Source organism: Aliiroseovarius conchicola (genome assembly GCF_041403445.1).
Lineage (GTDB): Bacteria > Pseudomonadota > Alphaproteobacteria > Rhodobacterales > Rhodobacteraceae > Aliiroseovarius > Aliiroseovarius conchicola.
Window position 1 is genome coordinate 127420 of sequence record NZ_JBGEHL010000002.1, and the last position, 21905, is coordinate 149324.

At 57.8% G+C, this 21905-nt stretch carries 22 protein-coding genes; 11 read left to right on the forward strand and 11 right to left on the reverse strand.

What is annotated here, in order from left to right:
* Window positions 1-46: 46 nt before the first annotated feature.
* Window positions 47-469, reverse strand: coding sequence for an RNA polymerase-binding protein DksA (gene dksA / locus V6N04_RS03530; protein ID WP_371168748.1), 423 nt, complete (start codon window positions 467-469; stop codon window positions 47-49).
* A gap of 360 nt (window positions 470-829) precedes the next feature.
* On the opposite strand from dksA, the gene V6N04_RS03535 reads away from it, so the two are divergent.
* From V6N04_RS03535 to V6N04_RS03570, 8 genes are all read left to right on the forward strand, one after another.
* The gene (locus V6N04_RS03535; RefSeq protein WP_371168749.1) at window positions 830-1675 is read left to right on the forward strand and encodes an AAA family ATPase; all 846 of its coding nucleotides are present in this window, start codon (window positions 830-832) and stop codon (window positions 1673-1675) included.
* Between the two features lie 70 nt (window positions 1676-1745).
* Window positions 1746-2153 carry an antitoxin Xre-like helix-turn-helix domain-containing protein gene (locus tag V6N04_RS03540; RefSeq protein ID WP_371168750.1) on the forward strand — a complete coding sequence of 136 codons (408 nt, stop codon included), beginning with the start codon at window positions 1746-1748 and terminating at the stop codon, window positions 2151-2153.
* A gap of 20 nt (window positions 2154-2173) precedes the next feature.
* A complete protein-coding gene (locus V6N04_RS03545) occupies window positions 2174-2866 on the forward strand; it encodes an RES family NAD+ phosphorylase (protein WP_371169162.1) in 693 nt (230 codons plus the stop codon).
* A 236-nt stretch (window positions 2867-3102) separates the two neighbouring features.
* On the forward strand, window positions 3103-3522 hold the full coding sequence (locus tag V6N04_RS03550; protein ID WP_371168752.1) for a GNAT family N-acetyltransferase: 420 nt from the start codon (window positions 3103-3105) through the stop codon (window positions 3520-3522).
* A gap of 2 nt (window positions 3523-3524) precedes the next feature.
* Window positions 3525-4922 carry a DUF2927 domain-containing protein gene (locus tag V6N04_RS03555; protein ID WP_371168753.1) on the forward strand — a complete coding sequence of 466 codons (1398 nt, stop codon included), beginning with the start codon at window positions 3525-3527 and terminating at the stop codon, window positions 4920-4922.
* Window positions 4923-4972: 50 nt separating this feature from the next.
* Entirely contained in the window at window positions 4973-5131 is a 159-nt protein-coding gene (locus V6N04_RS03560) for a hypothetical protein (protein WP_371168754.1), read from the forward strand.
* 9 nt (window positions 5132-5140) lie between these two features.
* A complete protein-coding gene (locus tag V6N04_RS03565; protein ID WP_371168755.1) occupies window positions 5141-6325 on the forward strand; it encodes a vWA domain-containing protein in 1185 nt (394 codons plus the stop codon).
* A 39-nt stretch (window positions 6326-6364) separates the two neighbouring features.
* Window positions 6365-7048: a M48 family metallopeptidase gene (locus V6N04_RS03570; RefSeq protein WP_371168756.1), complete on the forward strand. Its 684-nt coding sequence runs from the start codon at window positions 6365-6367 to the stop codon at window positions 7046-7048.
* A 57-nt stretch (window positions 7049-7105) separates the two neighbouring features.
* Here V6N04_RS03570 and V6N04_RS03575 read toward each other — a convergent pair whose 3' ends face one another.
* Window positions 7106-7654, reverse strand: a complete 549-nt coding sequence (locus V6N04_RS03575; RefSeq protein ID WP_371168757.1) for an RSP_2648 family PIN domain-containing protein — start codon at window positions 7652-7654, stop codon at window positions 7106-7108.
* Window positions 7651-8865, reverse strand: a complete 1215-nt coding sequence (locus V6N04_RS03580; protein ID WP_371168758.1) for an RSP_2647 family RNA methyltransferase — start codon at window positions 8863-8865, stop codon at window positions 7651-7653. Before V6N04_RS03580 ends, V6N04_RS03575 begins: the two co-directional genes overlap by 4 nt.
* Before the next feature lie 193 nt (window positions 8866-9058).
* On the opposite strand from V6N04_RS03580, the gene edd reads away from it, so the two are divergent.
* The gene (gene edd / locus V6N04_RS03585) at window positions 9059-10864 is read left to right on the forward strand and encodes a phosphogluconate dehydratase (protein ID WP_371168759.1); all 1806 of its coding nucleotides are present in this window, start codon (window positions 9059-9061) and stop codon (window positions 10862-10864) included.
* 11 nt (window positions 10865-10875) lie between these two features.
* Window positions 10876-11517 (forward strand): bifunctional 4-hydroxy-2-oxoglutarate aldolase/2-dehydro-3-deoxy-phosphogluconate aldolase, encoded by a 642-nt coding sequence (gene eda / locus V6N04_RS03590; protein ID WP_371168760.1) that lies wholly within the window; start codon window positions 10876-10878, stop codon window positions 11515-11517.
* Between the two features lie 20 nt (window positions 11518-11537).
* On the opposite strand, the gene V6N04_RS03595 is transcribed toward eda, so the two are convergent.
* The 5 genes from V6N04_RS03595 to cysS all read right to left on the reverse strand — a co-directional run bounded on the left by V6N04_RS03595 (window position 11538) and on the right by cysS (window position 17970).
* On the reverse strand, window positions 11538-12416 hold the full coding sequence (locus V6N04_RS03595) for a LysR family transcriptional regulator (protein WP_371168761.1): 879 nt from the start codon (window positions 12414-12416) through the stop codon (window positions 11538-11540).
* 458 nt (window positions 12417-12874) lie between these two features.
* The gene (gene speB, locus V6N04_RS03600; RefSeq protein ID WP_371168762.1) at window positions 12875-13840 is read right to left on the reverse strand and encodes an agmatinase; all 966 of its coding nucleotides are present in this window, start codon (window positions 13838-13840) and stop codon (window positions 12875-12877) included.
* A gap of 125 nt (window positions 13841-13965) precedes the next feature.
* On the reverse strand, window positions 13966-14769 hold the full coding sequence (locus V6N04_RS03605) for a squalene/phytoene synthase family protein (protein WP_371168763.1): 804 nt from the start codon (window positions 14767-14769) through the stop codon (window positions 13966-13968).
* Window positions 14766-16385 carry a citramalate synthase gene (cimA, locus tag V6N04_RS03610; protein ID WP_371168765.1) on the reverse strand — a complete coding sequence of 540 codons (1620 nt, stop codon included), beginning with the start codon at window positions 16383-16385 and terminating at the stop codon, window positions 14766-14768. The genes V6N04_RS03605 and cimA overlap by 4 nt, the downstream gene beginning before the upstream one ends.
* 118 nt (window positions 16386-16503) lie before the next feature.
* Entirely contained in the window at window positions 16504-17970 is a 1467-nt protein-coding gene (cysS, locus tag V6N04_RS03615; RefSeq protein WP_371168766.1) for a cysteine--tRNA ligase, read from the reverse strand.
* A gap of 204 nt (window positions 17971-18174) precedes the next feature.
* Here cysS and V6N04_RS03620 point away from each other — a divergent pair, with 204 nt between their 5' ends.
* A complete protein-coding gene (locus V6N04_RS03620; RefSeq protein WP_371168767.1) occupies window positions 18175-18519 on the forward strand; it encodes an MmcQ/YjbR family DNA-binding protein in 345 nt (114 codons plus the stop codon).
* A 15-nt stretch (window positions 18520-18534) separates the two neighbouring features.
* Here V6N04_RS03620 and V6N04_RS03625 read toward each other — a convergent pair whose 3' ends face one another.
* From V6N04_RS03625 to V6N04_RS03635, 3 genes are all read right to left on the reverse strand, one after another.
* Window positions 18535-19533, reverse strand: a complete 999-nt coding sequence (locus tag V6N04_RS03625) for a TDT family transporter (RefSeq protein ID WP_371168768.1) — start codon at window positions 19531-19533, stop codon at window positions 18535-18537.
* A 157-nt stretch (window positions 19534-19690) separates the two neighbouring features.
* Window positions 19691-20470: an HpcH/HpaI aldolase family protein gene (locus V6N04_RS03630; protein WP_371168769.1), complete on the reverse strand. Its 780-nt coding sequence runs from the start codon at window positions 20468-20470 to the stop codon at window positions 19691-19693.
* Window positions 20471-20549: 79 nt separating this feature from the next.
* On the reverse strand, window positions 20550-21884 hold the full coding sequence (locus tag V6N04_RS03635) for a sigma-54-dependent transcriptional regulator (protein WP_371168770.1): 1335 nt from the start codon (window positions 21882-21884) through the stop codon (window positions 20550-20552).
* Between the last annotated feature and the right edge of the window lie 21 nt (window positions 21885-21905).

Consider the following 21905-nt stretch of genomic DNA (forward strand, 5'->3'; position numbering starts at 1 on the left):
GTCTTGCCACGCGACATGACCGCCCATCCCCTGTTTTGTCCGCGCCTTAATCGTCGCGGTGGACCTTTTCACGGCGCTCGTGGCGTTCTTGCGCCTCAAGGCTCATGGTCGCAATCGGACGAGCATCCAAACGTTTCAACGAAATGGGATCACCTGTTTCGGAACAATACCCGTATTCGCCTTCGTCGATCCGACGCAGCGCTTGGTCAATCTTGCCGACCAGTTTACGTGACCGATCCCGTGTGCGCAGTTCCAGTGCGCGGTCTGTCTCCTCCGACGCGCGATCTGCAATATCCGGGATATTCCGTGTGTTGTCTTGAAGCCCTTCGATCGTATGACGGCTTTCGTCGAGCAACTCTTCCTTCCATGCGTTAAGCTTACGGCGGAAATACTCCGTCTGGCGCTCGTTCATAAAAGGTTCGTCTTCTGCTGGCCGATAATCCTCGGGCAGGAAAGTCTCTGCTTTCATACCAACTCCCTCACATACCGGGCTGAAACCATTTGATGCGTGGGCATCGACAAGAACCCGGTTTCTTCTGGCGCTCGTTTACACCCGCTTTTCACCATTGTCACTAGCCAAAGGGCCAATCTTAGGTAGGAATTCTATGCGCCGGAGTAAGCCGCTGAATTGCATGGGAAACGCGGCGCGTGATTTCGGGCCGCAGCCCGCCAAGCCCCAGAAATCAATAGTTCCTGGACCGTCACCCCTCGATCCCAAACTATCTAGGCTCAATTCGCACCCGACGAAACCCAACGGCACACTTGCCAAAACAGGCCGGCGCTATTACCCCGCCCCTACGACCAAGAGAGAAAAAAGTGGGACAACACGATGACCAAGCGCTTTGACGGCACCGACAGCTATGTGGCGACTGACGACCTGAAAGTGGCGGTGAACGCCGCCGTGACGCTTGAGCGCCCCCTTTTGGTTAAGGGCGAACCTGGTACCGGCAAAACCGAGCTTGCATTGCAGGTCGCAGGCGCGTTGGGCGCGCGGATGATTGAATGGAATATCAAATCAACCACCAAGGCCCAGCAGGGTCTGTATGAATATGACGCCGTGTCCCGCCTGCGCGACAGCCAATTGGGCGAAGAGCGTGTGCACGACGTGAAGAACTACATCAAGCGTGGCAAGCTTTGGGAGGCATTTGACGCCGACGAACGGGTTGTCTTGCTGATAGATGAGATCGACAAGGCGGATATCGAGTTCCCCAACGACCTGTTGCAAGAGCTTGATAAGATGGAATTTCACGTCTACGAGACCGGCGAAACCATCCGCGCCAAGCACCGCCCGATCATCATCATCACCTCTAATAACGAAAAAGAGCTGCCAGACGCCTTCCTGCGCCGCTGCTTCTTTCACTACATCCGTTTTCCCGAGGCCAAAACGCTGGCCAAGATCGTCGAGGTACACCACCCCGGCATTAAACCCCGTCTTCTGACCGAAGCTCTGACGCAGTTTTACGAAATTCGCGAACAACCCGGTCTAAAGAAGAAGCCGTCGACCTCAGAAGTTCTGGACTGGCTAAAGCTCCTGTTGGCCGAAGACATTGATCCTGAAACCTTGAAACGTGACGGGGCTTCCGCGCTTCCGACTTTGCACGGCGCATTGTTGAAGAACGAGCAGGATGTACATCTGTTTGAACGTCTGGCCTTTATGGCGCGCGGCGGTCGATAAGACCATCTGATCTTGACATTCGGTCCATGTGATCCTATTTCTTGTGCAAGCCCTGCACAGGAGATGCAAGATGCACGCCGCCCCACAACCTCTGACTACTCCCCCGGCCCGCCCGACGGCCGATCACGTTGCCGTCGCGCTTAAGGCCTATGGCCGCATTGTGCAGACGTGGGGGCTTCGGTTGGAAGAGGCTGCAGATTTGGCAGACATGTCGACCTCCACTTGGAAACGGGCGCGAAACCCCGGTTTTAAGGGCGACCTGACCCGCGACCAGATGCTGCGACTGTCCGCGCTGGTGGGCATTTACAAATCCTTGCACCTCTATTTCGACGAAAAAATCGCGGACGGTTGGATGTCGCTACCCAATGCCGGCCCTCTTTTTGCAGGCGCGCGCCCTATCGACACAATGATCGAAGACGGGCTGCCGCAATTCCTGCGCGTGCGCAATTACGTCGACGCATTGCGGGGTGGAATGTGACACAAGATTTGTCGGGGTCCATGCCCCTTAGAGCGGTCAGTGACCGTGCGCTGGTGCGGCTGATCCCGGCGACCTATCACAAGCCGCCCGCTCTTCGCGGCTTGGTGGATGACGACGACGAAATGGCCCTGCTGGCCGACGTTGAGGCGATGACCTCTGCCCGCCACACCGCTGAACGCGGCCGCGATCTGGGCATCGACCGGTTGGAACTCGCGTGGGCACGGCGCGAGGCCGATTTACGCGTCTATGGGCTGACCCATGTGAACGCAGCCTTCACCTATCGCCGTGCTGGTGGGAACCGCTTTAATGATGAAAGCCGCGGCGCGTGGTATTGCAGTTGGAGCGCGATGACGTCGGTCGCTGAGGTTGCGTTTCACAAAACAAGAGAGCTTGAATATATCGGCATATTTGTGACCAAAGCCCGTTATGTCGAGCTTCTGGCCGACTTTATCGGCGACTTCCCTGACCTGACCAGCCAGCCCGACCACCCCGCCCTGCATGACGACCCGGCCATTGGCTATCCGCGCGGGCAAGAACTGGCAAACCAGCTGCGCACCGAAGGGCATCGCGGGCTCGTCTATCCCTCGGTCCGCCACCCCGGCGGAACTTGTTTGGTCGCCTTCGATCCGTCCGCTGTGCAGAATGTCAGGCCCGGCGCGAAATGGGAAGTCACGTGGTCCGGTTCGCCCGACTATGACGTAATCGGCCTATGACCAACGATTCGCCGTATTGACACGAACCAAAGCGAACCGCGTGGTAGTGTATGAAGACCCCCACACAAGATATTGTTTTCTTTAACGGTATTTTAGACCGTACGCCGAAGATTCCATGGTTTTCCTTGGTAAAAGACTCCTAGCCCCCTAATGTCGGGCCCTTGCCTGGGGGGGCATAAATACGGGTGTCGTGTGTTGTTATGGGAAACAATACTCACATTTCCGTTCGGCCATTGATGCCGTCTGATAGGGACGCGTGGGCACGCCTGTGGGAAGGCTACCTGCGCTACTATGAGACTGAAGTAGAACCGAAGGTCTATGAAACCACCTTCGCCCGGCTTCTGTCAGAGGATCCGAACGAGTTCCACGGCCTGGTGGCTTTGGTGGAGGATCAGCCTGTCGGGCTGGTGCATTACCTGTTCCATCGCCATGCGTGGAAAATCGAAAATGTCTGTTACCTGCAAGACCTCTATGCTGATCCATCGGTACGGGGTCTTGGGGTCGGGCGCGCTTTGATCGAGGCCGTGTATGACGCTGCCGATCAGATGGGCGCACCGTCTGTCTATTGGCTGACGCAGGATTTCAACCACACCGCCCGCAAACTCTATGACCGGATTGGCGTCAAGACGCCGTTCATCCGGTATGGGAGGGCGTGACGATGCAAGGATGGATCAGACCCGTCGGAATACTCGGACTTTGCCTGTCTCTGGCCGCATGTGCCGGACCGGGTGGTGGATCGCGCACGCAGCGCGCAGATGATGGCGAAGACGTCGCGGCGCGGCGCGTGGGTCTGCCCACTACGCTGCCCCCGATGAAAGCCTTCAGCGGCACACAGATCACCCGTCCTTCGCGACCTAACAGCTTGATTGCCGGTGACTTTCTGGACCTTTCCTTTCAGCTGGAAAGTGGCCGCCCCCTGCCCGTTCTGTCCCGTTTTGAAGGCCCGGTGACGCTGCGCGTGACTGGCCCGGCACCAAGCTATATGATGGCCGATCTTGCGCGGCTGACCGCGCGGCTGAGGATCGAGGCCGGGATCGATATCCGACAGGTTCCCGCAACCTCAGAGGCCTCGATCACGCTTGAAGTGATTCCGAAACGCCAGCTTCAACGACTTGTGCCCCATGCCGCCTGTTTCGTGTCCCCGAACGTTTCCAGCTGGTCGGAATACAAGGCCGCACGCGGGTCCGCTCGTCTGGACTGGACGCGCCTGCGTACTCGAACAAAAATGGCTGTGTTCTTGCCGGGCGATGTCAGCCCGCAAGAGCTGCGCGATTGCCTACACGAAGAGGTTGCGCAGGCGCTGGGACCCGTCAATGACCTGTATCGCCTGCACGACAGCGTGTTTAACGACGATAACTTCCACACAGTGCTGACCGGGTTCGACATGCTGGTTCTACGCGCTTATTACGCGCCCGAATTGTCATCTGGCATGAGCCAAGCCGATGTCGCCGCACGGTTGCCCGGAATATTGGCCCGTCTGAACCCGGCAGGCGGCGAAGGATTCCCCCGCACCGGTGGAACGTCGCCTACGCGCTGGAAATCGGCAATTCAAACGGCCTTGGGTGGCGCTGCGTCAGATGCGAGACGCCGACAAGCCGCGCAAGAAGCCGTGAGCCTAGCGCGCGCGCAAGGGTGGCGCGATACGCGGCTCGCGTTCAGCCTGTTCGCCTATGCCCGCCTGCACATGCGCCAGGACAGCCAAGGTGCATTTGCCGCTTTCCGAGAGGCCGAAGCGCTCTACCGTACCAGTCCGGAAACGGCGCTTCACGCGGCACATATGGGCGTTCAACTGGCGGCTTATGCCCTGTCCGCCGGACGCGCGGACGAAGCGATATCCATAGCTGACACGCATATTCCCCCAGTAAAACGCGCCGAAAACGCAGCGCTCTTGTCAACGCTGATGATGATCAAAGCCGAGGCTCTTGACCTTGCGGGACGCGGTCAAGAAGCGCAGCTGGTCAGGCTCGACAGTCTGGGCTGGGCGCGCTATGGCTTCGGCTCGAACGAACAGGTCGGCGCGCGGCTAAGTGAAATCGCTGCAATATCGCCAGGTTAGACATATTGGGGCCAGTTGTGACGTGCCCTTGCAAAAGGGTGGAGACGCATATGCTGATCATCGCAGCGCTTATCTTCGGGGCTTTATTCGGCGTGTTGCGTGCCCGAAATCGCGGTGGAAATCGCTTGGACAAGGCACAATATGCCGCTGTACATGCTATCATTTTTGGTGTGATTGCCATTTTTGCCTCGATCATAATCTACCGCTAGGCATAAGCGATGTTCCTGCCCTTCTTTGAAAACCTACGCGCCCATCGGGTTCCAGTGTCATTGCGCGAGTTTTTGGCCTTTCTAGAGGCGATGAAGGTGGGGCTGGTCACCTATGACATCGAGGGGTTCTATTACCTTGCGCGAACAGCAATGGTGAAAGACGAACGTAACCTTGATAAGTTTGACCGCGCGTTTTCACAGACTTTCGAAGGGCTTGAAGCGGTTTCTTCAGAAGAAATGCTGGAGGCCGTGCAAGTCCCACAGGAATGGCTTGAAAAGATGGCCGAAAAATTTCTGTCTGACGAAGAAAAGGCCGAGATCGAGGCGCTGGGTGGGTTCGACAAGCTGATGGAGACGTTAAAAGAACGTCTGAAAGACCAAGAGGGCCGCCATCAGGGTGGCAACAAGTGGATCGGGACCGCTGGCACGTCACCGTTCGGAGCGTACGGCTACAACCCGGAAGGCGTGCGGATTGGACAGGACAAAAGTCGCCACCAACGCGCGGTAAAGGTCTGGGACAAACGCGATTTCAAAAACCTCGACGACACGGTCGAATTAGGCACGCGCAATATCAAGGTTGCTTTGAAACGTCTGCGCAACTGGGCGCGTGACGGTGCACATGACGAACTTGATCTGGACGGTACGATCCGCGCCACAGCCGAGAATGGGTATTTAGACGTGAAGACCCGCCCCGAGCGTAAGAACGCCGTTAAGGTGTTGTTATTTCTGGATGTTGGCGGATCAATGGACCCACACATCAAGGTGGTCGAGGAGTTGTTTTCGGCGGCGCGCGCCGAATTCAAACATCTTGAATACTACTATTTCCACAATTGCCTTTACGAGGGTGTCTGGCGCGACAATCAGCGTCGCTGGAATGATCAAACCCCTACATGGGAGGTGCTGCGCACCTATGGCTCCGATTATAAGTGCATCTTTGTCGGTGACGCTTCGATGAGCCCTTATGAGGTAGTCTATCGCGGTGGCGCAAACGAGCACTGGAACGACGAAGCTGGTCAGGTCTGGCTGGAACGTGCCCGCGAACAGTGGCCCGACAACATGTGGATCAATCCCCTGCCCGAGACCCATTGGAAATACACCCAATCGGTGCAGATGATCAGCCAGATATTCGAGGGCCGCATGGTGCCGATGACACTTGAAGGGATCGAGCGGGGCATGAAGGAACTGGGCCGCTAGCCCCCTTCCATTTGCGCCAAGAGAGCACATATATACCCCATGCTTAAGCTTCTTCCGATCTTGCTTCCGGTTCTTTATGGGCTGTTGATGTACCGCCTGTCGGTTTGGCGCACCCATCGCGAGTTGGATGCGAAATCGACGCGGTTGGCGGACCCAAAGCTGAAGGCGTTGACCGACCGGATGGCAGCATCGCTCGAGATCGCAGATATCCCGGTGCATATCTATGAGATTGAACCGGTCAATGGATTGGCCGCACCGGACGGGCGAATTTTCATCACGCGTGGGTTCTATAACGAATACCAACAGGGGCGGGTCTCGGCCGAGGAAATGTCCAGCGTGATCGCGCATGAGTTGGGTCACGTTGCATTGGGCCATGCGCGAAAACGGATGATCGATTTCTCGGGCCAAAACGCAATGCGCACCGTGTTGGCGGTGCTTCTGTCACGGCTTATTCCCGGCGTCGGCATATTGATCGCCCAAGCGCTGACACGTCTGGTTTCTGCCGGGATGAGCCGGGTTGATGAGTACGAAGCTGATGCCTATGCCACCGCGTTGTTGATCAAGTCAGGGATCGGCGCGGAGGCGCAGAAAACACTGTTTGGCAAGTTGGACGCCTTGACCAAAAATCGGGCCGGCGTGGTTCCAGCCTGGTTGATGAGCCATCCCAAGACGGCAGAACGGATTGCGGCCATTGAAAAGAATGAAGCCCAATGGGTGAAATGAGGGGCGTTGCCCCTCTGCCTGCGGCATTCACCCCAGGATATTTCCGACAAGAAAAAACTAGATGTCGTGTTCGAGTGTTTTACCCAGCCTGGGAAGCCGGGCTTTTTTCATGAGGCGACGGATCGTCCAATCCTCGCCTGATAGGGTGCGGGCTTGGTCAAGCACGCGGGTTGCAACGCGGATCATCGCTTCTGCATCACTGTCCAGAAAAGACCGCAGGAACAGGTCGGGCGTGTCGCGCAGCAGGCCTTCTTCGGCCAACGTGTGGCGCGGGAAATCGGCGTTGTTCATTGTCAGAAGGACGTCTGCCCCGCCAGCAATGGCGGCGGCGAGCACGTGGATGTCATTTTCGTCCGGTAGCCACAGGCGGCGCAGATCACCTTCGTTTGGTGTGATGCTGGAGTTTGGCCAACGGGCAGAGAGCAATGCAATCTCGCCACGCGCAATGGTTTCCTGTTCCGGTCCGAGTTTGATCGTGGCGCGCGCCCATTCTTCAAGAATGCGAGGCGACCAGAGCGGCGTGAAAAGCCCCTCGCCCGCCGCACCCAATACCATTTCGCGCATGACGGTTGGGTAGAGGACGCAGGCGTCGATCAGCACTTTCACGGGAGAAGCCGGAAGAAAAGCGCTTTCAGGTATCCGCTTTCGGCAAGTTGCGGGTGCATTGGATGATCGGCCCCGGCGTATCCCGTATGGATAAGCTGGCTTTTGCGCCCGGCCCGTCCGATGCCTCGTACCGAAGACGAGCGGAACTTGTCGATGGTAGCGGCATGAGAGCACGAACACAGCACAAGGTAGCCGCCCGGTGCAACAAGGTCTGACGCCAGACGTGCGATGCGCTCATAGGCGCGCAGACCGGGCTCAAGCGCCTTTTTGGATGGCGCAAAGGCGGGCGGGTCACACACGACGACGTCAAATTTCGCCCCTTCCTCGGCCAATGCGGTCAGCATGTCGAACGCATCGCCTTGCGCGGTTGAGAAGCGATCGCCTGCCCCCATCCGCTTAGTGCCTTCTTCGGCCAACGCCAGCGCTGGGGCCGAGCCATCGATTGCAACTGCGTCCTTGGCCCCAGCTGCCAGTGCGGCGAGCGAGAAGCCACCCACATGCGAGAAAACGTCGAGGACACTCGCGTCTTTTGACAAGCTCGCGGCGAAGGCGTGATTGGGGCGTTGGTCAAAGAACAATCCGGTTTTCTGCCCGCCGGTCAGGTCCGCCATATAGATGGCCCGGTTCATCGGCACGGCAATCGGCACTTCGGGGGCTTGTCCCAGAAGGACGGTGTTTTGGTCATCCAAACCTTCTAGCACGCGCGAGCGCCCGGCGGCGTTTTTCAGGATATTGGTGACGCCTGTGACCTCGGCCAAGGCGGCGGCAAGATCGTCGATCAGCACCTCAGCCCACGCGGCATTGGGCTGGACGACGGCGGTGTCCCCGAACCGGTCAATGATCACACCCGGTAGCCCGTCAGCTTCAGCATGGACAAGGCGATAGAACGGTTCGTCATACAGAGTCTCGCGATGGGCCAGCGCCGCAGACAACCGCGCTGCAAGCCATTTTCGGTCAATCACCGCAGCTGGATCACGGTCCAGCATGCGCGCGAATATGCGAGACTTTGGGTTGGTTGCCACAATGCCCATCGGATCGCGGGCGCTGTCTTCTAAGCGTGCAATGGTTCCGGGTTCGATGTTTCGGGTACGCCGGTCCGTTACAACTTCATTGTCGAACACCCAAGGCGCGCCGTGGCGAATGGCCCGTGCGTTTGCCTTTGGCATCAGTCGAATTGTCGCGCGATCAGAGGTCTTAGAGGCGTCCGCCATTGTGTCGGTCTTCCGGTTGGGTGCTTTTGCCCTGCCTAGCCTGAGCCTACCCAGTTTGGAAGCCTCAAAGCGGGCAACTCGATCGCCGGCGTCTTGAATTAATCGTTGTTAGCGCTATCAGTTCCTGATAGGACATGCCCGAAACCGCAACATCTGTGCAATACTGCAAGCTATGCGAAACAGGACGGCAGCCATGACATTGAATAGCGACCTTCAACGTGTGACGGATCGGATCGTAAAGCGGTCCAGCGAGACGCGCCAAGCTTATCTGGATAAGATCGCCCGTGCGGCAGAGGACGGCCCACGTCGGGCACATCTCAGTTGCTCGGGTCAGGCCCATGCCTATGCGGGTGCAGGTGCTGATCAGGACCGTTTGGCCGAAGGACGTGCGCCGAATATCGGAATTGTGACCGCCTATAACGACATGCTGTCGGCTCATGCGCCTTTTGCTACGTTCCCGGACCTGATCAAGCGCATTGCCCGCGAAGAAGGGGCAACGGCGCAGGTCGCAGGCGGCGTCCCGGCCATGTGTGACGGGGTGACCCAAGGCGAAACCGGTATGGAGTTAAGCCTGTTTTCGCGTGATGTGATTGCCATGGCGTCGTCGATTGCGCTCAGCCACAACACATTCGACGCGGCCCTTTTTCTGGGTGTCTGTGATAAGATCGTTCCCGGTCTGGTTATAGCCGCCGCGAGCTTCGGCCATATTCCGACGGTGTTCCTTCCCGCAGGTCCCATGACCTCAGGCCTTCCAAACGACGAAAAGGCCAAGGTGCGTACGCAGTTCGCCACCGGAGAGGTTGGCCGCAAAGAGCTGATGGCGGCAGAGATGGCGGCCTATCACGGCCCCGGCACCTGCACCTTCTATGGCACTGCCAACACCAACCAAATGCTGATGGAGTTCATGGGGCTGCACCTGCCCGGTGCCTCTTTCGTGCCGCCACATACAGACATGCGCGAAGCGTTGACCGCCGAAGGCACGCGTCGAGCGCTGGCGATTACCAAAGATGGTTCTCAGGGGTTTACACCGGCTGGGCACGTATTGGACGAAAAGGCGTTTGTGAACGGTCTTGTTGGCCTGATGGCCACCGGTGGATCGACCAACCTTGTCCTGCACCTGCCTGCCATGGCACGGGCGGCGGGGATTATCCTGACGCTCGAGGATTTCTCAGATATCTCGGCGATCGTGCCCTTGATGGCGCGCGTTTATCCCAACGGGCTGGCGGATGTGAACCACTTCCACTCGGCGGGTGGCTTGGGGTATCTGATCGGAGAGCTGCTGGACGCTGGCCTGATGCACCCCGACGCCAAAACAATCGCCGGGGATATGGCCGCCTACACGCAAGAGCCGAAACTGTCAGGCGACCGCGTGATCTGGGAACCCGGCCCCCGCGAAAGCCTGAACGAAAAGATCGTGCGCCCAGCGTCAGACCCGTTCCAAAAGACCGGCGGGCTTGTGCAACTGAACGGCAACCTTGGCCAAGGTGTCATCAAGATCTCGGCCGTAGATGAAGACCGCCATGTGATCGAAGCCCCCGCCCGCGTGTTCCACGACCAAGACAGCGTCAAAACGGCCTTCAAAGCCGGAGAGCTTGAGGGCGACCTGATCATCGTCGTGCGTTTCCAAGGACCTCGTGCCAATGGAATGCCCGAACTACACGGGCTGACGCCCACCCTATCCGTCTTGCAACAACGCGGACAACGGGTGGCGCTGGTCACCGATGGTCGCATGTCTGGCGCATCCGGAAAGGTGCCCGCCGCCATCCATGTGGCACCCGAAGCGGCCGATGGTGGTCCCATCGCGCGTATCAGGGATGGCGATATCCTGCGGCTCGACGCAGATAAAGGCACGCTTGAGGTCCTCTCCGACGGCGCGTTAGATCGTCCCGCCGTGCAGGTAGATCTAAGCGATAATACCGACGGCATGGGCCGCGAGCTTTTTGAAAACTTCCGCCGCTCGGCCCGTCCGGCCACCGAAGGCGCATCCTCGATTTCCTGAAGGAGACCATCATGACACCTGCTGAAGCCAGCATTGCCGCTGAAAAAATCTGCCGTCTGGCCCCAGTTGTGCCCGTCCTTGTGGTGAACGAGGTTGCCCATGCGGTGCCCTTGGCCGAAGCCTTGGTCGCAGGCGGTTTGCCCGCGCTTGAGGTGACATTGCGCACACCGGTCGCGCTGGAAGTGATCGCCGAGATGGCAAAAGTCGACGGCGGCGTGGTCGGCGCGGGAACGCTGCTGACCCCTGCTGATGTGGAAGCCGCAAAGAAAGCGGGCGCGACCTTCGGCGTCTCACCCGGTGCAACGGACACGCTGCTGGACGCGTGCGAGGCGAACGACCTGCCGCTGCTGCCCGGCGCGACGTCAGCCTCTGAATCAATGCGTCTGCTCGAACGCGGCTATACCGTGCAAAAATTCTTCCCTGCCGAGGCCGCAGGCGGCGCACCCTTCCTGAAATCCTTGGCCTCGCCCCTGCCTCAAATTCGTTTCTGCCCGACGGGCGGCGTCAGCGTGAAGAACGCGATGGACTACCTGAACCTGCCCAACACGCTTTGCGTGGGCGGATCATGGGTCGCGCCGACCGATCTGGTGAAAGCGGGCGATTGGGCTGGAATTACCGAACTGGCACGGGCGGCGTCGACGCTGGCCAAGTGATATATCGCTCAGTTCCCACCCTACCCCTCTAGCGCTTTCTTGCGTAGCCACGAGATAAAAACCAACGCTGATGGTGACAGCCGATCTGGCACTGTCACAATGAAGTAGCCCAAGTCGGACTGATTCAGTTCAAACAACCGAACCAAAGCGCCCGCAGCAATCTCGCGCTCCACAAGGGATTTGGGTTGCACAGTAACGCCCAGTCCGGAAAGCGTGGCGGACAAGACCAGCGCATTGGTCTGCAATATCGTCAGATCAACACTGTCGAGACACAGACCCTCGCGTTCGATGATCTTTCTGCGTTCCATCATGTGCTCTTCTATCAGCCAAGGCAGATCCTGCAGGTCGGCAAGTGTTCTGACGATCCGCCCATCGACCAGCTTAGGAGGCGCAACCACCAAGAAATCCCCGTCGGTCAGCAACTCCGATGTCACATTTGGCCAATCGCCATCCCCGTACCGAATGGCCAGATCGAAACCGTCTTTTCTAAGATCGATCAACTCCATTGACGGGTTGATGTTGAGGGAAACACCCGGATGTTTCGCCCAAAACTCTCCTATACGGGGCATGAGCCAGTTCGATGCAAAGGCTGGCGTAACCGAGATTTGCAGCGGTCGCTGACGCCCCCGCGACATCACCTCCTCAACACCCTCTGCAATCGTGGTGAACCCTGCATTCAGACATCCAGAAAGCTGGCGTCCAACCTCGGTTAACGCGATGCCGCGCCCTTGCCGGACGATCAGGGTTTCAGAAAAGAACGTTTCGAGCGAGCGAACATGTTGACCGATTGCGGCATGGGTGACGTTCAACTCCCGTGCAGCTTTGCTGAAGCTCTGATGACGCGCAGCAACTTCAAATGCGCGCAGGGCCGCGAGAGAGGGAATACCTTTCCAATCCATATGATACCTCAGCTTTCATATAGTTAATCTTATTAACTGGGACCAACCAGCGATAACCCCTAGTTTAATAGCATCAGGTAAATCAAACGGAGATCACTCATGTTCACCATACTATCATCAGCCCTAAGAACAGCAACACGGGAAGACAGCTGGAGCAACAGCAGCTCATCGCCGTCTCACGACGACATGTTACATCGCCACCGAGTGCGTAAACACGCCGAGACAGTACGTCAAAGAACGCGGAACAAAGTCATTCGCAAGTAGATCGGGTGCGCTCCGTACGACGCACTACCAAGATGCATATCGCCCCGTTGTTGGAATATCGCAACGAGGCGATATGCCCCGCGCCGATTGAAGCTGTCCGCGTTTCGGCAACCCTTAGCAACGCGCCTAAACCCCTAACGACATAGGCCTGCCGATTGGGTCATATCAGTGTACCACGAGGGTCATTCCCAGGCCTAAGCTCCAACTTCCTTTTCATGCAGCACGCGCCCGATCAGGTTCATCAAAAGCTGCGCTGCCAGTGTCGAAGTCGACCCGCTCTGGTCATAATCCGGCGCGACCTCGACCAGATCGATCCCAACTACGCTTCCACGTTTCGTCAGACCAGCAAGCAGTTCCAGCACTTCGTAATACAGAAACCCTCCGTGGCTGGGGGTGCCAGTGCCGGGCGCGATGGAAGGGTCAAACGCATCAATATCGATGGTCACATAATACCGTGCGCCGTCTGGAATGCGCGCAAGCATCCCGTCGACACCGAGTTCACGCATGTGACGCACAGATTGAATATCTGACCCCATGGCACGTGCATCAACATATCCATCCTTGGCCGTGGACGAGACATTGCGAATACCAATTTGGCTTAGCCCGGTGACGTAGGGTTTTTCCGCGGCGCGGCGCATCGGATTCCCGTGCCCAAAACGCACCCCATGCCGTTCATCGACAAAGTCCAGATGCGCGTCAATTTGTACGACGTGGATCGGCTCTTGATCATCAAAGGCATTGATACAGGGGATATTGATCGAATGATCACCCCCCATCACAACCGGGATGGCTCCGGATTTCAGGATTTTCCGCACACCAAACTCGATGTTTGCGTGGCTTTGCTCGGTATCCGTGTGGACGATATCCGCGTCCCCGATATCAACAATCGTCACCTTGGCGGGGTCCAGATACGTCACATCGTCTTCATGGTCATATGCCCCGGCATGACCGAAGGAAAACAGGGTCGAGGCTTCCCGGATCGCGCGTGGTCCCATCCGTGCACCAGACCGCCACTGGCAACCAAAATCATAGGGCGCGCCCATCACAGCAACCTCGGCATCGATCGCATCCCAATCTTCGACATAGGGATATTTCCCGAACGTACAGATACCGACAAATGGGAGGTTTAACCGGCCGGATTCGTATCCGTGTTTGCTCATGTTGGCTCCTTAAGAGTGAGGTGACGCATTGGAGGCGACCCAGTCAAAGGGATCGCCTTTGGCCATTTCGCACCTCATTTGCAAATCACGTCAAGTGACATCGGAAAACTTACGGGATTTGGTGCCTACCAACCCCCGGTTAGGTTCTTCCACAAAAGCAGACCTCGGCGCGCAAATTCCGACTCACCCAGCTGACCGCTGACAATCGCGTTTGGCGTTTTCTGAGCATGCTTCAATATCGTTGGAACACGCCATGCTGATCGTAAGACCGCGTTACCTGTCTTTCCCAGCACACTGCGCGCATTTGAGAGCGCTTCGAACCCACCGTCAACCAACGCCTGCGTCATGACAGTATCGGGCGCAACATGACCCCGCCCTGCAGCGACAAGCGCGGGTTGGGCCATAAGCCAATTGGCAATACCCAAAGCCTCGCCCAGATCTTCCAACGCTTGGTCGGTCGCGTGATCACCCAGATACTCGGTTGATCCCGTCGCCTGACCGGCGGCCAGCATCAACGCGCCTGAGGTCTCGCGCAGATAGCCACGAATATCGTCAACAGAGCTGCGCGGCGTTCCCTGTGCATCGCTTTCGCGCGCCTCGATCATGCGTAAAAGCGGCTCGGGTCGGATGTCACCCCAGATGATCAGCTGCGACAAAGGCGTGGCGACGTCGTGGCGGGAGGCCTCTTTGCCCTCGACCGCTGCTTCGATCAGGTCACGCCAGAACTGCAACCGGATCATCGCCACCATCGGCTCTTGCGACATATATGGCGCGCGGGCGGTTTCCAGATTGAACGCATAAAGCGGGAAAAGCCGTTTACGCTCTTCCACATGCCCGGTCATGGTGGCCAAAAAGCGGTCCGGGTCGCCTTGCTGCACCATTTCGGCGCAGGCAGCAATCGGGTCGCGCGGGTCGGCGTCGCCCGTCATGCAGGTTTCGCCCCATCGCGCAGCAGCTTCCACGTGATCGCGTCCAAAAGGGCTTCGAACGAGGCATCCACTATGTTTGGGCTGACACCGACGGTCGACCAGCGATGGCCGTCGCGATCTTCGCTGTCGATGATGACGCGGGTTTGCGCTTCGGTCCCGCCTTGGGTGATACGCACTTTAAAATCGACCAGCCGCAGATCATCAATGATGTCCTGATACGGGCCGAGGTCCTTGGCCAGCGCCTTGGCGAGCGCGTTCACCGGGCCGCGATCCGTGCCAGTGTCATCCACGCTTTCAGACACGGACAGCCGCTTTTCATCGCCGATTTTCACCACAACGATCGCTTCCGACAGGCTGACCATCTTGTTGCGCTTGTTCTTGCGCCGTTCGACCGTGACTTTGTAGCGCTTCACCTCGAAAAATTGCGGCAGTTGGCCCAGTAATTCGCGGGCCATCAACTCAAAAGACGCTGGCGCGCCGTCATAGGCATAGCCCTGCTCTTCACGCTCCTTCACGCGGCTCAGGATTTCACCAAGACGCGGGTCGCCCTTTGCAACCTCGATCCCGGCATCGTTAAGACGCGCGCGCAGGTTCGACTGCCCGGCTTGGTTGGACATCGGCACGATGCGCGCGTTGCCAACCGTTTCCGGCGGGATGTGTTCGTATGTGGTCGGGTCTTTCAGGATCGCGCTCGCATGCAGCCCCGCCTTATGCGCAAAAGCCGAGGCGCCGACGAAGGGCGACGACTTATTCGGCACTCGGTTCAGGATATCATCAAGCTGGCGGGAAAGACGCGTGAGGCCTGTCAGCGCCTCACGTTTCACGCCGGTCTTATACGCGCTGGCATAGGGTTCTTTCAGCAGCAAAACCGGGATCAGTGTGGTCAGGTTCGCATTGCCACAGCGTTCGCCCAGCCCGTTCAATGTGCCCTGCACCTGCCGCGCGCCTGCGTCGATGGCCGCCAGCGTACAGGCCACCGCGTTGCCCGTGTCATCATGGGTGTGGATGCCCAGATGGTCGCCCGGAAGGCCCGCTGCGATCACGGCTTTGGTGATCTCGTGCACCTCGTGGGGCAGCGTGCCGCCATTGGTGTCACAGAGCACAATCCAGCGCGCGCCAGCCTCGTAAGCGGCCTTCGCGCAATCCAGCGCGTAGCCCGGATTGGCCTTGTAGCCATCAAAGAAATGCTCGGCGTCATACAGCGCTTCACGGCCTTGGGCGACCATATGCGCCATCGAGGCGCGGATGTTCTCGACATTCTCGTCCAGCTCGATCCCCAGCGCGGTGGTCACGTGGAAATCGTGGCTTTTGCCGACCAGACAGACCGCAGGCGTGCCCGCGTTCATCACGCCCGCCAGCACATCGTCGTTTTCGGCCGAGCGCCCGGCCCGTTTGGTCATCCCGAACGCGGTAAAGGTCGCGCGGGTCTTGGGGGCGTTTGCGAAAAACTCGCTGTCTGTGGGGTTCGCACCGGGCCAGCCACCTTCGATATAGTCGATGCCCAGTTCGTCGAGCGCGTCTGTGATTTGGTGCTTTTCCGCGAGAGAGAATTGGACCCCTTGGGTCTGCTGGCCATCGCGCAGGGTGGTGTCGTAGAGGTAGAGGCGTTCGGTCATAACGTATCCTCGCCACCTGTTTCGTCTGGCCGATAGGCCGGACAGCGCCCGCCCCTCCCCACGGGAGGGCGCTTCGCACCCACCCAGGCTCGTGCGCTGTCTGTTTCGACCTTGCGATTCATGGAACCATCACCTCCAGAGCCGCCAAATCAAAATCCAACTGCGGAACAATGAACACGAATTCCGCGCTCATCTGCACCGAGAAGTTTGCGTAATCTAGTTCTTTCTTAAGCCGGTCTAGTTCAGAGAAATCTCTAGTTTCCATGGCAGTTTTTCGAACTTGATCGAGGTGTTTTGCAACAACAGCGGCTTCTCTCTTAGCGTCTTTTAATGCTATCACTCGTTCCTCTATTTGCTCCCAGGAATATATACCCAAGAACACCAACCCTCGCGCCAATGCCGTCGCATCGTTTCGGTCGCGGAGCCGCTTTAAGCCGTCAAGTGCCGCGTGAGTGTTAAGGTCATCCTTCAATGGGGCGACCAGTAGTTCCTCGTCCGGGTTCTGTTTCTTTGCTATTTCAAGATCGACAGACGGTTCACCAAACCCTTCCATCACTTGCACGAAACCAAAAAGATTCAACTCCGCCTCGATGCTTTTCTCAAGCGTCCAATCCATTGGCTTACGATAATGCGTGCCCAGAAACACAAACCGGATCACCTCGCCCGGCACGCCTTGCTCCAACAGATCACGCACGGTGAAGAAATTGCCCAAGGACTTGGACATCTTCTTACCCTCGACCTGCAACATCTCGTTGTGCAGCCAGTAGTTGGCAAAGCCACCTTTGGGGTGGGCGCATTTCGACTGGGCGATCTCGTTCTCATGGTGCGGGAACTGCAGATCGTTGCCGCCGCCGTGGATATCAAAGCGTTTTTCGGCTTCTGGCAGGTCCTTCATAAGGATTTCGTCGGCCATGGCAGAACATTCGATATGCCAGCCCGGACGGCCCCGGCCCCAAGGACTGTCCCAGCCGGGCAGATCATCTGTGGATGGTTTCCACAGCACAAAATCCATCGGGTCGCGTTTGTTATCCGCGACCTCAACCCGTGCGCCCGCGATCATATCATCGACCGAGCGGCCAGAGAGCTGGCCGTAATCCTCGTAGCTTTTGACAGAGAACAGCACATGACCCGCACCATCAGGATACGCGTGACCCTTGGCAATCAAATCCTCGATCATTGCCACCATAGGCTTGATGAATTCTGTCGCGCGCGGCATCTGGTCCGGGTCCAGCGCCCCCAAGGCGCGCATGTCGTTCAGATACCAGTCGATCGTCTCGTTCGAGCGTTCGTGGACCAGTTCTTCCAGCGAGCCTTCGGCCCCAGCCTCTTTGCGTTGCAGGGCGGTCGCGTTGATTTTGTCATCCACGTCAGTGAAGTTGCGCACATAGGTCACGTGATCCGGCCCATAAACATGGCGCAGCAAACGATAGAGCACGTCAAACACCACCACCGGGCGCGCGTTGCCCAGATGGGCGCGGTCATAGACCGTCGGCCCACAGACATACATGCGGACGTTCTTGTCATCGATCGGGATGAAGTCCTGCTTCTTCCGCGCCATCGTATTGTAAAGCTTGATGTCCGTCATATTGTCCTCGCAAGTCTGCGCACAGATGTTCCCACAGAATTATCCCGTGCGGGCTTACCAAGTTCCTGACATGTATGGAATAGAAGAACGGCCCGCCTGAATATCTCAGATGGTAATGCAGCAGATAATGATGATGCTGTTCCGTTTCATGGGCTGCACGCTAGCACCCTTCCCCGCCTCTGCCAAGCCTGTTAGCGTGACGCCATGACACGAGAGCTTGTGAACAAGATATGTGGCGCGCTTCCCGGCGCTGACTGGTCAGAACCCTTTGGGCCCGGACACGATGTGTGGAAAGTGGGCGGCAAGATTTTTGCAGCTATGGGCGCCAAGACCCCCGGTGTGTCGGTCAAAACCCCGGATACCGAGACCGCATCAATGTTGATCGAGGCCGGTGTGGGCGTTAAAGCCCCCTACTTTCACCGCTCATGGGTGAACCTGCCTTTTGACGCCGGCGAAGACGAGCTGACGCATCGCATTCAACGCTCTTACGCGTTGGTACGGGGTAGCTTGACCAAGAAAGCGCAGATGGCGTTGCCACCGTTCGACTAGAAGCAAGATAGGAAATCAGGCCTGTGCGGCATTGGTTTTTGCGGCAAGATCGCCCTTTGACCACATCTGTATGATCTTGTAGGCGATGGGCAGGATGATCAGCGTAGCGGCCACAAGAGTGAGGCCGCTGACCAGCTTAAGCGCGTTGCTGCCATAGACGACGGCAGTGATTTGAAGAAGCACCGAGAATGCCGCAAGCGGGAAGGTAAATGCCCCCCAAAGCGGGCTGAACCCTGCCTTGGTGATCCAGCGGACACGCCCCAGCAAAATACCAAAGATCACAATCGCGGTCACACAAAACACCATTGCCAATTGGACCTCGCCCAGAAGGTACGAGACTGTGCCAAGCACACTGGCCGGTGCCAAATGGATGGCCAGAAGCGGGCGAAGCGGGGCCGGGATACGTCTGCGCAGGAACTGAATGGCGCTGGAGAACCAGACAAAAAGTGCTGCAAACATGCCAACCCAATAGGCCGCAAGCGCAAAGCCGGTCAGCCCCAACGGAACAGCGGCAAGGGGGATCAGGATGAAGCCTGCAAACATCAAATGCCAAACCGGCGTGACGATGCGCGCCTCGGCAGGTCCGGTGGCAAGAAGGTGGATCACCCGGCCGACCAAAAACACGTGAAGCGCGAACGATAATAACAGGAAGGACGTAGCCCCAAGGATCGCATAAGGCTCCAACGTTGCGGCAAGAAGATAACCAGACAGCACCATCGCAGTCAGGCCAGCGCGTCCCGGAAGCACTTTCAAATCCTCAACAAACGTGTCGGTATTTTGGATTAACTTCATGATGTAAGCCACAACACTGAATAGATATAACAGTGTTACGGCCCCCAAGATGATCTCACCGATCCCCGCCGGTGCGACCAAGGTATCTGCCGCGCGTCGCCACGCCAAGCCAAGCCCGAACAGGCCCATAATCGGCGTGAACACCGCAGGCGGCATCCGGCGAAACATACGGACCTTAGGAGGGATAGGCGGCGGCGGCGGAAAGTACGGGGCTTTGGCCATTGGCGATCCTCGGGCGAATTCTAAAGGCAAACTTTAGGTAAATTGGAAATGTCTACAGGCCCGTTTAGCCCGAGTATGCGGCCAAAAAAAGTCAAAGAACGCGGTCCGATTGCCGCACCCAGGAAACGCACTGTTGCCGATTTGAGAACAACCAACGCTAGAGGTTCAGCGCCTGGCGCGAGGCATTCAGGTTGTTTTCCAATGCCATCCGCAGCAATACTGCCTCTGATCCGACACCCAAGAAGGTTACACCCAGCTCTTTGTAATATGCGCTATCAGATGGGTCGAAGTGCAGAAATCCAGCGGCCTTTCCTGCAGCGCGAATGCGGCTCACAGCGTGGGCAATGGCCTCTTTCACTTCTGGATGGCCCGGATCACCGCGATGGCCCATATCAGCAGACAGGTCCGCGGGACCAATAAAGACGCAATCCACACCTTCTGTGCCCGCAATCTCGTCAATGTTTTCAACGGCCAATCGGGTTTCCGCCTGCAAAATCAAACATATCTCGTCGTTCGCATTTTCAAGGTAGTCTCCAACCTGTCCAAAACGCGCCGCCCGAGCGGCCCCCGCACCCATTCCGCGACGCCCCTCGGGGGCATAACGGGTGGCGGCCACCATCTGTTGGGCATGCGCACCTGTATCGACCATCGGAACCAGCAAGCTTTGCGCCCCAAGGTCCATCACCTGCTTGATCACCCACTCCTCGCCCACTGGCACCCGCACAATGGGCGAGACATCGAACTGTCCAAGGGTCCGTAGCTGATCTTGAATGCGGCTTGGATCAAACGGCGCATGTTCGCCATCCACCAAAACCCAATCGTATCCCGCGCCTCCTACAAGTTCAGCAGCCGAGGCACTGGCAAGGTTCAACCACATGCCGATTTGCATCTGGCCCGCAGCCAGCGCGTGTTTGAGTTTGTTTTGGGGGGCTTTCATCGGGACCTCGGGCAATTGCGAACAACCACCAGAGCGTAGAGCAGCCCCGCCGACCAATCAAGCCAGCGGGGTTGAGATGCTATTGAAGGTAATCCGAACGTTGCAGGCCGTATTTCGCCATCTTTTCGTTAAGGGTCCGGCGTGGCAGGCACAGTTCGTCCATAACCCCAACGATCGAGCCCTTGTGGCGGCGCATCGTGTTATCGATCAGCATCCGCTCAAACGCTTCTACGTATTCTTTCAACGGCTTACCTTCGGTCGTCATAACCGGTTGGACCTCGTCGTGATCAGACATCAGAAGCGACGAAATCGTACCCGTTCCCCGTCGCGACTGAAGAACGGCGCGTTCGGCGATGTTAATCAATTGACGAATATTGCCGGGCCATGGGGCTTGCAGCAGCTGCGCCGCCTCCTGTGCGCTCACGGTCGGGGCAGCACAGCCGTATTCATCAGCAAACTGATCAGCAAAACCGGTGAACAGCATCAGGATATCTTCGCCACGCTGGCGCAACGGCGGCAGTGTAATTTTCATCGCGGCAAGGCGGTAGAACAAGTCGGGGCGCAGGCAATCTTCGCAGGTTTTGCCCTGCTCCTGTAGGTTCGAGATCGCCACAACGCGTGTCTCGGCTGGGCTGCCCTGATCATTCATCCATGTCAGCAACCGCGCCTGAAGGCCCATTGGCATAGCCTCGATGTCTTCAAGAACCAGCGTTCCGCCGCGCGCTTCTTCGACCAGCGGTTGGCTGCCGCCATCCTCCATCGGGCCGAACATGCGACGGGTCAGATCTTCTTCCTCTTGGCCAGCACATGTCGCGACGACGAATTTCTTGCCGGCCTTTGCCCCAACAGCATGAAGTGCATGGGCCACCAGTGTCTTGCCTGTGCCGGTTTCACCGTCGATCAACACATGCCCATCGGACTGCCCGATATCCAAGATATCTTCACGCAAACGCGACATCACAGGCGACGCCCCGATGAGCTTTTTCATGATGGTCGAACCATCACTCAGCTCGCGTCGAAGCGCGCGCGCATCCATGGCAAGCCTGCGTTTATGGGTTGCGGTTTTGGCCAGATCGGTCAGTTGATCGGGGTTGAATGGCTTTTCAAGGAAATCATAAGCTCCAACCCGCATCGCTTCGACCGCCATGGGCACATCGCCATGACCCGTAATCATGATCACAGGAAGTGAGCTGTCGATGCTCATGAGCCTTTTCAAGAAACCCATCCCATCAATCCCCGGCATGCGAATATCCGAGATGATAACCCCCGGATAGTCCTGCCCAATCACCTTCAGCGCATCTTCTGCGGAGGGATAAGTTTCCGTCTCGAAACCCGACAGGGACAACCATTGTGAAATGGATTGCCGCATGTCCTGTTCGTCATCGACGATTGCGATTTTCATAGCCTGCGCCATCGCAGCCTCCTGCATTATTTC